Below are 14,039 nucleotides of genomic sequence, written 5' to 3' on the forward strand. Positions count from 1 at the left end.
GAGGCCCCGTGCGCGCCTGGCTCCGCGACCTGCTCGGCACCGCCGAGATCCTCTCCGCTATCCAGCAGCACCGCCAACGACAGGAGATCACCATGGCATCGGTCATCGACGCACTCAGGGCGCTCGCCGAGCAGACCAACGACGTGTCCGCCGCGCAGGCCACCTCGTTCACCAACCTGCAGAACGCGGTCGCCCGCCTGGAGCAGGCCGTCCGCGACGGCGAGGTCAGCCCGGAGATCCAGGCCGCCGTCGACGAGCTGTCCGCGAGCCTGACCCGTCTCGGCGACGACGCCCGCCGCGCCGACGACGGCTTCGAGCCGCAGCCCGAGACGCCGGCCGACCCGGAGCAGCCGGCCGAGCCGCTCCCGGCCGACGGCGAGACCCCGGCCGACGTGACCGAGCCGACCGTTCCGCAGCGCACCCAGCGCTGACCCGCGAGCCGGGCGCGACTCGACGCAGCCACGGGCTCGGGCCGCGCCCGCAACACCTGACCGATGAGGGGGACGGATGAGCGCCCCCACCCGGCTCCGCGGGCACGTCTCCGACGCGCTCAGCGGGTACGCCGACATCCTCGACGACATCACGACCGAGTACATCCCTGACCTGACCTGGCCGCTCAGCGTCCAGACGTACGCGCAGATGCGCCACGAGAGCCGTCTGTCGTCCGTCCTCGACGGCTGGACGCTTCAGCTCCGGCGCGCGCAGTGGCAGGTCGACGGCCGCGGCTGCCGACCCGAAGTCGTCAAGCTCGTCGCGGACGGTCTGGGCCTACTCGTCGCCGGACAAGACCCCGCCGGCGCCGCTCGGCTGCAGGGTGTGTCGTGGAACGACTATCTGCGGACCTCGCTGCGAACCTCGGCGGCGTTCGGTCACGTCGGGCACGAGCTTCAGGCGGAGGTAGTCGACGGGACCGCCCACCTGGTCGCTCTCGCAGATCGGATGCCTTGGACCATCTCCCGGATCCACGTCGATCCGAAGCGCGGGACGCTGCTCGGCGTCACCCAGGACGGCGTTCACCGCGATGACCGGCCGCAGATCCCCGCCTCCCAGCTCGCCTGGCATGCGCGCGAGCGGGAGGGCATCGCCTGGCAAGGCCGTTCGCTGCTGCGGGCGAGCTACCCGGCGTGGCTGCTCAAGCGCGAGATGCTGCGCACGAACTCGATCGCTCACCGCCGCTGGGCCGCTGGCATCCCGGTCGCGCAGGCCCGGCCCGGCTCGAACCCGAGCCCCGGTCAGATGGCCGAGGCGCAGCGTATGGCGTCCGCCGCGCGTGCCGGTGACGTGGCCGGCGTGGCGATGCCGCAGGACTTTGAGCTGGTCATTCAGGGGATCGCTGGTCAACTGCCTGACACGCTCGGCTTCATCCGGTTTCTGAACCAGGAGATTGCCGGCGCGGCCCTGATGCCGCATCTCGACCTAGGCACCAGCCAGTCCGGGTCGCGCGCGCTCGGAGAGTCGTTTATCGATAGCTGGACGCTCGCGCTGGAGGCTTGGGCGACGGAAACCGCGGACGTGGCGACTCGCCAGATCGCGGCTCGGATCGTCGAGTGGAATTTCGGGTCAGACGAGCCGGTGCCTTCCGTCGTGGTGTCCGGGATCGGCTCCCGCCGCGAGGTCACCTCCGAGTCCCTTAACTCGCTGCTGTCGTCCGGCGCACTCTCGGCCGACCCGGCGCTCGAGGCGTGGATCCGCCGCGAATGGCGGCTCCCTGAGCGGGACCCGGACGCGCCGAAGCCGCTGAACGCGACCGGCGTGGACCTGGCCAAGCCAGACTCGACGGCAGACGGCGAGCAGGGTGACGACTGGGGGCTGCTCGACGACGAGGCCGCCGTGCCGGTTAAGGCTGCACAGCGGTCCCGCCGCCGCAGCAACCCCGACCAGATGAGCCTGTTCGGTGACGGCCACCCGGTGCAGGCCGCGGCCCGTCCGGAGACGCCTGAGCAGATCCAGGCCCAGTGGGAGGCGGCACGCGCTGAGCTGCTGGCCGCCTGGCCGAAGACCGCGGCACCGCTCGTGACGGAACTTGCCGCGCAGGCCGAGACGGCGGTCGCCGACGGTGACCTGCCCCGACTCGGGCAGCTCGCCGCGTCCGCCGGTGTCATCGCAGCTCAGGCCGCGATGCTCGGCAAGGGCGGCACGAAGCTCGCCCGGCAGGCCGCGGCCGGTGTGGTGGCTGAGGCCGCCGCGCATGACGTGATCGTGAGAGCTGGCGACGCGGGTGCGGCGAAGGTAAACGCGACAGCTGAGGCGGTCGCGCACATCATCGCCGCCGGGTATGCGTCCGGTGCTGGCCGGATCGCGCTGCAGCACGCGGGCGCCGACCCGGAGTCGGTCCGGGATGCCGTCGAGCGGCACCTGGATGCGCTGTCGACGGCGCAGCGCGGCATGGTCGCCGACCAGCTCGGTGCCCTGCTGTCCGCAGCCCAGCATGCTGGCCGCCTGTCGGTGCTCGAGCGAGCCCCGAAGGGGACGACGTTCCGGGCGTCGGAGTGGGCGGACGAGAAGCGCTGCGACGCCTGCGACGCCGTCCACGGCAAGACGTATCGGACGCTACGGGCCGCACTCATCGACTACCCGGCGAGCGGCTACCGCAACTGCGAGGGCGGGCCCGGACGCTGCCGCGGGCACATCGCCGCGGACTGGACCGCCAAGGCGCGTTGAGCACTCACACGCCTGATCTGCGCACCATCTGACCTGACGATCGGGGTGATCCATGACCGCCCCGACTGTCGACCTCGCGCGCCGTGAGGGCGTCGAACTCGTCCGGACCGGCCGGTGGGAAACCATGACCGGCTCGTGGACGCCGACCGCCGAGGACATCGCCGCGGCCGTTGACGCCCAGTCGTGCCCGGCGATCCGCAAGCCGGTCGTGAAACTGGGCCACACCGATGCCCGGTTCGCGGTCGGGGACGGCGAACCGGCGCTCGGCTGGTTCGAGAACCTCCGTGCGACCGACGGCGGCAGCACGCTCGTCGGCGACCAGGTGACGCTGCCGTGGCTGCACTCCGTCCAGGCCGCCGCGTACCCGTCGAGGTCGATCGAGGGCAACTACAACCACCGTTGCGGAGCCGGCCACGTCCACAAGTTCGTGCTGACCGCGGTCGCACTGCTCGGGGTGACGCCGCCGGCAGTGAAGACGATCCGGAACCTGAATGACCTGCCCGGGATGCTCGGCGTGGCCGCGTCCGATCCGGACGTGCCGGAGGGCGCCGAGCGCGTGCAGGTGACCATCATGGCCCGCCGGCGTGCCGAGGACTTCGACGAGGGCAGCACCAAGCGCGACGCTGGCGGCCGGTTCTCCCGCGTCGACACGAACGACGGACCGGAAGGTCGCGGGGCCTCATCCGGGGGCAGTCGGACTGCTGGCGGGTCCGGCAGCAGCGGCTCGTCCAGCGGCAGCGCGGGCGGAAGCTCGCCGAAGCCCGCCGCACCGCTGAAGGACTCACTGAAGATCGGCGACCGGATCCAGCTCCGCGACGGCGAGACCCTCGCCGGTGGTGCGCAGGTTGACGGCACTGAAGGTGTCGTGAAGGTCGCCGTGGTCGACAGTCCGACCGGCCGGCGCCTCCACATCGGCCTCAACCCGCCCGAGGTCGACGACGGCGACGATGACCTCGACAGCGATGCGGCTGAGAGTGACGACGACAGCGACGACGACGAGGTCTCCGAGCCCTGGTCCGGGAATCAGGACGAGTGGACCACCGTGCTCGACGAGACGGGAATCGGCGCGCTCCACGCGGCGCTGCCGCAGATGCTCGACATGGGCCGTCAGGGCGCCGAGCACCAGAAGTCGTTGGAGAAGCGCGGCTCTGACCTGGAGAAACGCGAACGGGCCTTGATCAACTCCCAGTATCCGGGTCTGAACGCGGCAGGTAAGAAAGAGCTCCAGAAGATCGACGTTCGGTCTGCTGACGTGTCGTCGCGCCTGAACCAGGAGCAGGAGCGTGCCCAGCGCCGCATCGAAGAGCTGCGGCCCGAGGACCGTCAGCGGGTCGCGCGGGCAGAACCCGGCGAGGCACGAGGGGCATACCGCGAGGCGTACCTGGCCGCACATCCGGGTGAGGAGAAGACCGCCACCACCTACTCGTTCCTGTACGCGCAAGGCCTGGAAAAGCAGGGGGCGCTGTCGGCGGAACGGCAGGCGCTCGAAGCCCGCCGCAGCGAACTGACGGGTGACCCGCAGCCGCTCACCCCCGAGGCGCAGGCCGAGCTCGCCGAAGTCCGGGATGCGATCCGCCGCAACGACGGCGAGATCGGCGACTTCCTCGACGAGAGCTACCTGACCGACGGGGTCGTGTCCGGTGAGTGGGGTGACCTGGTCTACCAGGCGGTCATGACGGACAGCGGGCCGCGGTATTCGCTGTCACTGCGTCCGCCCGGTGCGCCTGCCGACTGGGAGCCGGACGACGGAAGCGCCGCCGTCGACTTCAACAACACCGCCTTGAAGAAGCTCGGGGCACTGCTGGACAAGGTGGTCGGCTCGTCGAGTGTGCAGGCCGCCGCCGAGGTCCACACCGGCGCGATGGTCGCGCTCATCCCGACGCCTGAGGACGCGGCGCGGCTCGCGGTCGGCGGCGGCGAACCGGCCGAGCAACTGCATGTCACGCTGGCGTATCTCGGTGAGGCCGCGGACCTGGGGGTGGCCGGCCAGCAGGACGTCATCGACGCGGTGTCAGCGGCGGCGAACGGCCTGCCGGTCATCGAGGCCGAGGCGTTCGCTCCCGCCCTGTTCAACCCGGGCGACGCCAGCGACCGTGATCCGTGCGCGGTGTTGCTGCTGTCGGGGGAGTGGCTGGACATCGTCCACTCGCTCGTCGCCGGCGCGCTCTACGACGCGCCGATGCCGGACCAGCACCGGCCGTGGATCCCGCACCTGACCGCCCGGTACGCCGACGGCGTGGACGCGCTCGCCGCGCTGGCCGAGCGCGTCGGCCCGGTCCGGTTCGACCGGCTCCGGATCGCGTTCGCCGGCCAGACGCTCGACATTCCGCTCATCGGTAGCGCCGGCCCGGACGAGCCGCTCGACGAGGCCGAGGCGGTCGCCGCCGCGGCCGGGAGTGGGAAATCGCTGAAGTCGTGGTGGCTGCACGGGCCCGGGCTGAAGAAGTGGAAGTCCTGGACGGATCTCTACAAGCACCTACGGACCAAGGTCGATCCGGCGTTCGCGAAGCGGATCGCGTCGGAGTGGTTCCACGAGCGCTACGGCTACTGGCCTGGCGACAAACGCAACCGCAAGGTCGCCGCAGCGGCCGAGCCCACGATTCTGCCGGCCGCCGAGCCGGACCCATCCACACCCGAGGAGGACATGGTGTCCACCCTGCACGCAGACCTGCGCGCGCGGCTCGGCCTGGCCGACGACGCCGACGAGCAGGCGATGCTCACGGCGCTCGACGCGCTCAAGTCGAAGGCCGACTCGCCGCAGCCGACGCCTGAGATGGTCGCCGCGTCGGCCGCCGCAACCGACAAGGCGGAGAAGGCTGAGGCCGCGAACCAGGTCATGAAGGAGGAGCTCGCGAAGGTCCGCGACGAGCTCAACACCATCAAGGCCTCCGCGGCGCAGACCGTCAAGGCCAGCTTCTTCGACGGGCTGCTCGCAACCGGCCGGCTCAAGCCCGCCGACCGGGCCACATGGGAGGACCGCTACGACCGCGACTCGGAGATGGTCACCGACATCCTCGGCGGTCGTGGTGAGGGCTCCGAGGTGCCGGTCATGGCATCCGGCCACACCGGTCCGGCCGAGCCGGACGCAGACACCCTCGACAGCGAGTACGAGCAGCTCGTGTCCGCTGTCGACGCACCGACCCGGAAGGCGGCCTGAGCATGGGCGCGTACGAGCCGAAGTTCCTCTACCGCGACGTCATCACCGCAACCGCGTCGTCGACGATCACCGTCACGAACGGCGTCGGTGTGGTCCTCGCCGTGTCCGGCAGTGGCACCGTCGCGCCGGCCGGCGCGGACTCGAACGCCGTCGTCGGCACCGCCGCTCACGACGTCGTGAGCGGCGAGCGATTCGCCTACCACCCGCGCGGCAAGGTCCACATCTCGACCGCGGCCGGCGCCATCACCGCGGGCGACCGCATCAACGCCGCCGCTGCCGGCGCGGTGAAGACCGCCACGGCCGGCGTCGGGAACTTCGGCATCGCTCTCACCACGGCCGCCGACACGGCGCTCGTGGAGTGGATGGAGATCTGACCTCCCGCCCGCACTGACCTCTCGTCTTCCAAGCCCGGCACGTCATTCGTGCCGGGCTTTCGTGTGCCCGGCCTCCGGGCGATCCGAAAGGAGCCCCGATGCCGGGCGCTTACCCTCCGGCAGCGGCAACGCTGTCCGGCACCCTCCTGACCATCGACCGCCTGCTGCGGAACCCGACGTTCCTGGCCCGGCGCCTGCGCGGCATCCCGGATCTGCGGTTCGTCGCCGACCAGATCCTCACCCGGAAGATCAAGGCCAACGGCGGTGCCGCGATGGCCGAGACGGGCGAGCCGATCGTGAACTCCCGGCCGATCGAGTCGATCGCGCCCGGCGGCGAGTACCCGCGGGACAGCCCGGCGGACGGCACCGCGATGCTGGTCAAGGTCAGTAAGTGGGGTGAGGCGACCCCGCTGACCGACGAGAAGATCAAGCGGTCCGTGTACGGCGGTGACGAGGTCGACCGGTCGCTGCGCAAGGCCGCGAACACGATCATCACGAAGGTAGACCGGCTCGCCACGTCCGCGATGGGTTCGCTGGTCACCGCGACGAGTGCCGCCGCCGCGACGTGGGACAACGCGTCGGCGCTGCTGTTCCGGGACGTGGAGAAGGCCGCGGCGAAGGTCGTCGACCTCAACCAGGGTTTCCGGCCGAACACGCTGCTGATGTCGACGACGAAGTACGCGATGCTCGTCACCGACCCGGCGATCGCCGCGCTGCGCCGCCGCGAGGCGACCGACAACCCCATCTACGGCGGGGACATCGAGTACATCGGCAAGTACCGGATCATCTCGACGTCGGTCGGGAACCTGCCCCGGGACTCGGTGTGGGTGTTCGACGACAACGAGCTCGGCGGCATGGCCGACGAGACCGAGGTCGACCCGGGCTACGCGACGATGGACAACGGCCTCCAGTTCAAGGTCATCCGCGTGGACTCGCGGGACGCCTGGGACATCCAGGCCCGCCGGATCACCGCCCCGATGGTCACCGAGCCGGGCGCGGCCATCGAGATCACCGGCACGGGGAGCCTGGGCTGATGAGCGACGCCCGATTCCAGGTCATCGCCGAGTGCGCGTACGCGAAGATCGCCGACGCGGCCGGTGTCTCGTGGCGGCTGTTCGAGAAGGGTGCGCTGATCCCGGCGAACACCCCGAACCTCGACCACCTGCTCCGCAACCACTACGTCGCGAAGGTCGGCGAGAAAGCGACCGGCGGCCTCAACGCCGACGGTTTCCCGTCCGGGGCGGAGGACGTCGAGGTGCCCGAGGGGATCACGACGACACCCTCCGGCGGTCAGTCGGTCGGCGCGAACCCGAACGGCCCGGCCAGCGACGCCGAGAAGGCGGCGGCGGAGGTCGCCGAGCGCCGCGCTGCCGCGCGGGCGAAGCTCCCGGCCGACGGCGCCGCTCCGGACGGCCGCGCCGGCAAGGACGTCCACGTCGAGTACCTCGTCGGCAAGGGCTACGACTACGACGAGCTGGTCAAGCAGGACAAGGCCGACCTCGTCGAGATGGGCAAGCAGCAGTCCTGACCGGGGGAAGAAGTGCTGGGCCGTAGCGGGGCGGCCCAGCACCTACCTCACCGGGGTGAGCCATGCCCCGATACGTTGTCGTTGCCGCCTGCGTTGGTTTGCATCGCTGGACTGGTGGCGGACCACAGCTGTTTTTCGCCTACGCGGGCGATCCGGTGCCGGCCGAGGCGGTGTCAGCGGATGTGGCCAGGCTGGCTGGCCTGGGAATGATCGCCGAGGTCGGCGACGTTCCCGCCGACCCGACACCGCCAGCCGGCGGCATGTCGGCTGAGCTGGCGGCGGTCAAGGCCACCGCCGACTCGGCGTCGTCGTTGGCGACGGCCGCGCAGTCCGAGGTCGCCGGTTTGCAGGTGACGGCGACGTCGTACCAGCAGGCGCTGGCCGCGTCGCTCGCCGACCGGCAGGCGCTGTGGCGGAACGCTGGCCTGCTCGCGGAGGGCCTCGATGCGCTCCGGGCCGAGGTCGCCGCGATCCAGCTCCAGCCGGGGCTGCCGCCGACACCGGAGCAGGTCGACAGCGCGGTTGCCTCGTGGCTGGCCGCGCATCCGCCCGCCGCCGGCCGGAATGCCGAACTGCGCCGGGGAGTATCGGGTATTGAGGGGCGGACCGCGGGGGACGCCTGGACGGTGCTCGCGTCGTGGTCGGAGCTGACCGGCCCGACCCCGACGCCGGATGCGATCGCCACGGCGGTCGCGAATTGGATGTCCGCGCACCAGGCCGTCGAACTCCGGTCGAACGGCACCGCGATTCAGTGGCGGCCCTACGGCGGCACCTGGACCGACCTCGTGCAACTCGCGGCCATCACTGGCCCGGCCGCTACGGCGAGGCTGGCCGCCCCCGAGGAGCCGGCCATGCTGCCGGCGCTCCAGGTCGGCGCGAACGAGGTCTCTCTGAGCTGGAAGACCGCGATGCCGACCGCCAGCTACCAGGTGTTCCCGTCGCTGTCCGGCAGCACCGCGATCCTCGGGAAGCTCGACGTTGTCGTGAAGCCCGGCTCGCAGACGACGACCGGCTGCAAGGTCACCGTCGTGAACACGAGCGTCCTCCCGATCGCCGTCGGCGCAGGCACCGTCAGCGCGCTCGCGTTCTCCCCGAACTAGGCGGCAACGTTCGCCGGACTCACCCTTCGGGCCTTCTTTGCCTTGCAAGCTATGCAGTATCGACGTCCGCCTACCCATAAGGCGTTTTCCTCGGTGTATTCGTGTCCGCTGCGGCAGTGAGTTTGCCGACGCGATCTACCGGCTGCCGTATGCGGGCTCCTTAATTGATTCTCGTGAGGCGTCACTGCCTCAATGTGGTCCGGGTTTACACATGCGCGATGTTTGCACTCTCGGCCTGGGCACGTTGGATCCGTGTTGTGGCAGACGTGATCCAGATGCATCCCTTCCGGAATTGAACCCTTCGCCTGCTCGTAGTAGAAGCGGTGGGCGTTGTTCCCGAAAAGCTGCCCGTATCCATGCGTGTTTAGTGGGCCGGGCCAAGTCCAGCACGCACTGGGGTCGGAGGTGTCCAGCAGGGACATCCAGACCTCGGCGGGCTGGTGGTCTAACTGGTGTCTGCCGAGTCGTCTCGCCCGATGGAGCCGGTTGTAGCAATTCCGGCATATGCCGCGCGCATGGATCGGCTTTTCGTCCCCGCATTCGCCGCAGGTAATCAGTCTTGCAGGCATTTGGAAATTGTATCAATGGAGGCTGGCTGAAGATGGCTACTAACCCTGTGCGGACCTGCCCCATTTGCATGACAAGCGATGATCACCCAAGGCATGTAATTGACCTTGGTGGCGACACGCAAGCCGCTTTTCATATGGATTGTTGCGCCATCGCCCGCAACTGCGAGGTGTGCCTCGCGCAGCTCGACGGGGTCGGTGGCGTCGAGGGCAACCCGCGCGGCGACGCGCTCCGCGAGCACCTGCTGACCACCGGGACTGGCCCGGACCAGGCGGGCTGGACCGCGCCGGCCGACATTGCATCCGTGGAGGGCTGACCTGTGCCGAATAATCTCGTTCTAACCGAAGCGAACCGGTACATCGACGCCGGGTTCGCCACCGCCGCGTATGTGGCGCCGACCTCCCCGATCCGTGTCGCCCTGCTGACCGCGAACGGCACGAACACCGCCGCGGGCACCGAGGTGACGGGTGGCTCGTACGCCCGGCAGACGATCACGATGGGGGCGGCGGCGTCCGGGTCGGCGTCGAACTCGAACACGATCAACTTCACGGGTCTTCCGGCGGCGACGGTCACGGGCATCGACATCTACGACAGCAACGGCACCCCGCGCCGGATCTGGACCGGCCCGCTCACCGCCTCGAAGACCGTGGGGGCAGGGGACACGCTGAGCTTCTCGGCGTCCTCGATCGTCGCGTCGCTCGCGTAGCTGATCTTCCGGTAGGGGGTCGGCGATGGCCACCAGGTTGTATCTGGGAAATGCTGCCGCCAGCTACACCCCGACGACGAAGCGTGGCGCCTGGGACAACTCCGCGGCGACGCTTGCCCGCCGCCTCAGCCCTGTCCCCGAGGGCGCGGCGGCGACCGCGGCGATCGCGGAGACGTCGGCGACGAACGCGTTCGACGTGCTGTGGGGCCGGTGGATCTCGGATCCGGCGATTACGGCCGGGACGCTGTCCGGGACCGTGCAGTGGATCGCGGGCGTCCTCGAGAGCAACACTGCGGCGAACGACTTCTTCCATGTCCACATCTTCGTCACGGCCGGTGATACGGACACGGTCCGCGGCACGCTGCTGACGAACAACATCGGCGCGACCGAGTTCACCACCACGGCGACCGGCCGCGGCGAGGGCGCGAAGACGGTCACGAACGTCGCCGTTCAGGTCGGGGACCGGATCGTCGTCGAGATCGGCTACGTCGCCAACAACACCGTCACGACCAGCTACACCGGCACCCTGCACTACGGCAACACCGGCACCGCCGACCTCGCTCAGGGCGGCACAACGGTTACCACGTCGCCCGGCTGGGTCGAGTTCTCCGGCGCTGACGGGCTGTTCTACCCCCGCACGCAGTCGCTCACCGACGCGTTCTCCGGGCTGATCTATGCGAACCCGCCGTGGGACGGGCCGTACGGCGGCGCCGACCTACTCGCCGGCCAGGCCCGCGTCCCGGTCGCCCACACCGCGGGCACCCCGGCGTACGCGGGTGTCTACTCCACGCCGGCCAACCAGGCGCAGCGCTGGCATTTCGCGGATTCCAGCATCTACTGCGAAGTCCCGGTCGTCCCGGCCGCAGGCGGCAGCACCGGCACCGTCTACGCCCAGCTCGCCGTCACCGCCACCATGTACACGCTCGGCAGCTACGCGGGCGTGTTCTACGACGCGGTCAGTAACGTCATCGTCTTCCAGAACTGTGTCGACTACTCCGACCCGACTGCCGCGTTCATCCCCTACGACCCGGTCGCGCACCGCTGGTGGCGGCTGCGGCACGCCGCGAACGTCCTGTACTGGGACACGTCACCGGACGGCACAACCTGGACCAACCAGCGCAGCCTAAGCCCGGCGCCGTCGTGGACGAACTACAACGGCCTCGGCATCCTCCTCGAAGGCGCCCGCGACTCCGGCACCAACGACTACGTCCACTTCGACAACGTCAACACCCCGGCGGCGGCCTCGCACGCCGGGTCCGCAACCCTGTCGGCCGCCTCCGGCCTGACCGCGGGCGGTGCCACCACCGCGGCCGGCACCGTTGCGCTGAGCGCGACGTCCGGGCTGACGGCGGCGGCAGACCGGGCCGTGCCCGCCACGGCCGGCCTGTCTGCGGCGTCCGGCCTCACGGTGTCGGCAACCCGCGGCACCACCGGCGCTGTATCGCTGTCCGCCGCGAGCGGGCTGACCGCGGGCGCCGTACGGCAGGTGCCGGCCGGCACAGCACTGTCGGCATCGTCCGGGCTCACCGCGGGCGGCGCGGCAACGGCGGCCGGTGCGGCCGCGCTGTCGGCGGCATCGTCACTGGCGGTGGCAGCAGTCCGGGTCACGCCAGGTGTCGCAGCACTGTCCGCAGCGTCAGGTCTTACCGCCGGGGCGACCGCAGCATCCGGCGGCACGGTCATGCTCGGCGCCGCATCGTCCCTCACCTCGGCCGCAGTACGCGCCCAAGCCGGTGCGGCGACTCTGTCCGCCGCCAGCGGCCTGTCCGCGGTGGCGGCAGCCGGTGCGGGCGCGGCGACCACCCTTTCGGCCACCTCGAACCTCACCGCCGCCGCTCTGCGCACCGCAGCCGGGGCCTCGACGCTCTCTGCCGCGTCCAGTCTCGCCGCAGGCGGGCAGCGGACGGCGGTCGCCGCCGTACTGCTCTCCAGCGGATCGTCGCTGACAGCGGCAGGCGACACGACAGCGATCGTCGGCGCCCTACTCTCCGCCGCCTCACACCTGACCGCAGCAGGAACCCGGGTAGCGTCCGGTGCCGTCACGCTGTCCGCGATGTCGGCTCTCACGGCCGGCGGCATGAGTACGGCATCGGCGGCAGCAGCACTGTCCGCGGCATCGACACTCGCCGCGTCTGCTACTCGCGTCACCGCCGCCGGTGCCATGCTCTCCGCCTCGTCAACGCTCACGGTGTCGGGCAGCAGCGGCGCGGACGTTGGCGCCATCCTGTCGGCTGCGAGCAGCCTCACCACCGCAGGTGTCGGTACTACGGTCGGCGCGGCCACGCTCTCCGCCACCTCGGCGCTGTCCGCTGCGGGCGTGCGCGGCACATCGGCCGCTGCGGCACTGGCCGCAGCCAGCAGCCTCGCCGCCGCCGGTATCCCGGCGCGCGCCGCAGCCGCACTCCTATCCGCGGCCAGCACGTTCTCCGCCAGCGGAATCAGCATCCGGCCCGGCGCGGCCCAGCTCTCGGCGGCATCAGCCCTGACCGCGGACACCGCCGGGTCCAGTTCGGCCACCGCGATCCTGTCTGCCACCTCCGTGCTGTCCGCGGCGGCCGGCCGAGCTGCGATCGCCGCAGCGACGCTCTCCGCCAGCAGCGGCCTGGTAGTCGCCGCCGTGGCCACCGGGCAGGGTGCAGTCGTGCTTGCGGCAGCCGCCGGGCTCACCGCCGAAACCGTTCCCGCCCGGTTCGCGAACGTCATGCTCGGCGCGGCCAGCAGCCTCGCCGCGGACGGGACGCGCGGGGCGAACGGCCTGGCCGTCATGTCCGCAGCGACCACGCTCTCTGCAGACGGGCACACCTCCGCCGGCAGCACGGTGCTCCTCACCGCGGCCAGCGCACTCGAAGCGACCGCCGGCCGGGGCCTCGTAGGCGCGATCACCCTCACCGCCGGCTCTCACCTCGGCGCGGGCGGCACCCTCGTCGGCGGGGCGGCAGCCCAGCTCTCCGCCGCGACCCTGCTTTTGGTGACCGCCGTTCCGGACGTGTTTCCAACCGCCCGCCGGCTCGTCGCCGTCCTCATCCGGCCCGGCCTGACCGCAACTCTACCGCCCGCGCCCGGCTCGTGGCGGACACCGGCCGGCGGCGCCTGCACGCCTACACCTCCGAGGGGCCCCGTGACCGACATCGTGGTCGGCGACACCGACGTACCGCGCCTGACCGTGTCGCCGTTCGACGGCGGTACGCGCGCGGCGCTTGACCGTTGACCCTGGCCGGTCGGCACTCACACGCTCGCCGTGTCCGGTCGCGGTGGAGCTGGCCGGCAACCGATGGCCAGTTGTGGCAGGCAGAGCCGGTCACGTAACGACCGCCTGGTGGCTGGGTGCTGACGTGGACCGGTGACCGGCAACACGGGCAGGGTGTCGACGCCCAGCAGGTGGTACCGTGCTCGCCCTCGGCCGACCGCGGGTGGGGGCGGTCTGGCCTGCCGGGCCGGTCCCGGGTCGCGAACCTACATCCCGGGCCGGACGCTCAAACGTCGACCCGGCCTGTGCACCTCGGCGGCGGGGGAGACGTAACGGACCCTGGCGGGGGCCCGGAACCACGCGCCCGACGGGTCAGCAAGGTGGATTCGGCTGATCCTCCACGACCATGCGTCGCCTGGTGTCGGTGCGGGTGGCCGAGGGCTGACCGAGACGCAAATCACGAGGCGGCGTCCACGGTCCGTGGCGATGCTGGGTCGCCCGCCGCGATCGAGCGCGGGCAGCCGGACACCGACCCGACCTTCTGATCCTGTGCAGCGCGCCTTGGACCTGGAACGCAGCAAGGCGCTGGGCCCGTCTGGACGAGAGCTGGTCCGCGGCGTGGACGAGGAGGACCGGGAGACCTTAGCGGCCCATGGGCCGGTCATGCCGGGGGGTGGTCCATGCGCCGCACCGTCCCGTGGGGCGACCTCCTACATTCTGAAAAATCTTGGAGGTGGTGATGGCCCCGCGCCGCGCTTC

At 70.9% G+C, this 14,039-nt stretch carries 11 protein-coding genes; 10 read left to right on the top strand and 1 reads right to left on the bottom strand.

Features of this window, described 5'->3' with window-relative positions; translation table 11 throughout:
• Nucleotides 1-8 precede the first annotated feature (8 nt).
• The 7 genes from J2S42_RS41315 to J2S42_RS41345 all read left to right on the top strand — a co-directional run bounded on the left by J2S42_RS41315 (nt 9) and on the right by J2S42_RS41345 (nt 8,820).
• Nucleotides 9-431 (top strand): hypothetical protein, encoded by a 423-nt coding sequence (locus J2S42_RS41315; protein WP_307248546.1) that lies wholly within the window; start codon nt 9-11, stop codon nt 429-431.
• Between the two features lie 76 nt (nt 432-507).
• Nucleotides 508-2,661: a phage portal protein family protein gene (locus J2S42_RS41320; RefSeq protein ID WP_442320100.1), complete on the top strand. Its 2,154-nt coding sequence runs from the start codon at nt 508-510 to the stop codon at nt 2,659-2,661.
• A 52-nt stretch (nt 2,662-2,713) separates the two neighbouring features.
• Complete coding sequence (locus J2S42_RS41325; RefSeq protein ID WP_307248552.1) at nt 2,714-5,818, top strand: phage protease; 3,105 nt, start codon at nt 2,714-2,716, stop codon at nt 5,816-5,818.
• Between the two features lie 2 nt (nt 5,819-5,820).
• Nucleotides 5,821-6,192 (top strand): capsid cement protein, encoded by a 372-nt coding sequence (locus J2S42_RS41330; RefSeq protein WP_307248554.1) that lies wholly within the window; start codon nt 5,821-5,823, stop codon nt 6,190-6,192.
• A gap of 98 nt (nt 6,193-6,290) precedes the next feature.
• Entirely contained in the window at nt 6,291-7,226 is a 936-nt protein-coding gene (locus J2S42_RS41335; RefSeq protein WP_307248556.1) for a phage major capsid protein, read from the top strand.
• Nucleotides 7,226-7,720 (top strand): hypothetical protein, encoded by a 495-nt coding sequence (locus tag J2S42_RS41340; RefSeq protein ID WP_307248558.1) that lies wholly within the window; start codon nt 7,226-7,228, stop codon nt 7,718-7,720. The genes J2S42_RS41335 and J2S42_RS41340 overlap by 1 nt, the downstream gene beginning before the upstream one ends.
• A 62-nt stretch (nt 7,721-7,782) precedes the next feature.
• Complete coding sequence (locus J2S42_RS41345) at nt 7,783-8,820, top strand: hypothetical protein (RefSeq protein WP_307248559.1); 1,038 nt, start codon at nt 7,783-7,785, stop codon at nt 8,818-8,820.
• On the opposite strand, the gene J2S42_RS42210 is transcribed toward J2S42_RS41345, so the two are convergent.
• Nucleotides 8,817-9,389 (bottom strand): HNH endonuclease, encoded by a 573-nt coding sequence (locus J2S42_RS42210; RefSeq protein ID WP_488193139.1) that lies wholly within the window; start codon nt 9,387-9,389, stop codon nt 8,817-8,819. The genes J2S42_RS41345 and J2S42_RS42210 overlap by 4 nt on opposite strands.
• Before the next feature lie 134 nt (nt 9,390-9,523).
• Here J2S42_RS42210 and J2S42_RS41350 point away from each other — a divergent pair, with 134 nt between their 5' ends.
• The 3 genes from J2S42_RS41350 to J2S42_RS41360 are packed head-to-tail and all read left to right on the top strand — an operon-like array spanning nt 9,524 to nt 13,301.
• Nucleotides 9,524-9,703, top strand: coding sequence for a hypothetical protein (locus J2S42_RS41350; protein ID WP_307248561.1), 180 nt, complete (start codon nt 9,524-9,526; stop codon nt 9,701-9,703).
• 3 nt (nt 9,704-9,706) lie between these two features.
• On the top strand, nt 9,707-10,093 hold the full coding sequence (locus J2S42_RS41355; RefSeq protein WP_307248563.1) for a phage tail fiber protein: 387 nt from the start codon (nt 9,707-9,709) through the stop codon (nt 10,091-10,093).
• Between the two features lie 25 nt (nt 10,094-10,118).
• Nucleotides 10,119-13,301: a hypothetical protein gene (locus tag J2S42_RS41360; protein WP_307248564.1), complete on the top strand. Its 3,183-nt coding sequence runs from the start codon at nt 10,119-10,121 to the stop codon at nt 13,299-13,301.
• Nucleotides 13,302-14,039: the final 738 nt, after the last annotated feature.

The organism is Catenuloplanes indicus (genome assembly GCF_030813715.1).
In the GTDB taxonomy this organism is placed as follows: domain Bacteria; phylum Actinomycetota; class Actinomycetes; order Mycobacteriales; family Micromonosporaceae; genus Catenuloplanes; species Catenuloplanes indicus.

Excerpts from the sequence above, each read along its gene's own strand:
- J2S42_RS41360 (WP_307248564.1), top strand. The coding sequence starts at position 10,119 with ATGGCCACCAGGTTGTATCTGGGAAATGCTGCCGCCAGCTACACCCCG.
- J2S42_RS41345 (WP_307248559.1), top strand. The coding sequence starts at position 7,783 with ATGCCCCGATACGTTGTCGTTGCCGCCTGCGTTGGTTTGCATCGCTGG.
- J2S42_RS42210 (WP_488193139.1), bottom strand. The coding sequence starts at position 9,389 with ATGCCTGCAAGACTGATTACCTGCGGCGAATGCGGGGACGAAAAGCCG.
- J2S42_RS41335 (WP_307248556.1), top strand. The coding sequence starts at position 6,291 with ATGCCGGGCGCTTACCCTCCGGCAGCGGCAACGCTGTCCGGCACCCTC.
- J2S42_RS41340 (WP_307248558.1), top strand. The coding sequence starts at position 7,226 with ATGAGCGACGCCCGATTCCAGGTCATCGCCGAGTGCGCGTACGCGAAG.
- J2S42_RS41350 (WP_307248561.1), top strand. The coding sequence starts at position 9,524 with ATGGATTGTTGCGCCATCGCCCGCAACTGCGAGGTGTGCCTCGCGCAG.
- J2S42_RS41325 (WP_307248552.1), top strand. The coding sequence starts at position 2,714 with ATGACCGCCCCGACTGTCGACCTCGCGCGCCGTGAGGGCGTCGAACTC.
- J2S42_RS41330 (WP_307248554.1), top strand. The coding sequence starts at position 5,821 with ATGGGCGCGTACGAGCCGAAGTTCCTCTACCGCGACGTCATCACCGCA.
- J2S42_RS41320 (WP_442320100.1), top strand. The coding sequence starts at position 508 with ATGAGCGCCCCCACCCGGCTCCGCGGGCACGTCTCCGACGCGCTCAGC.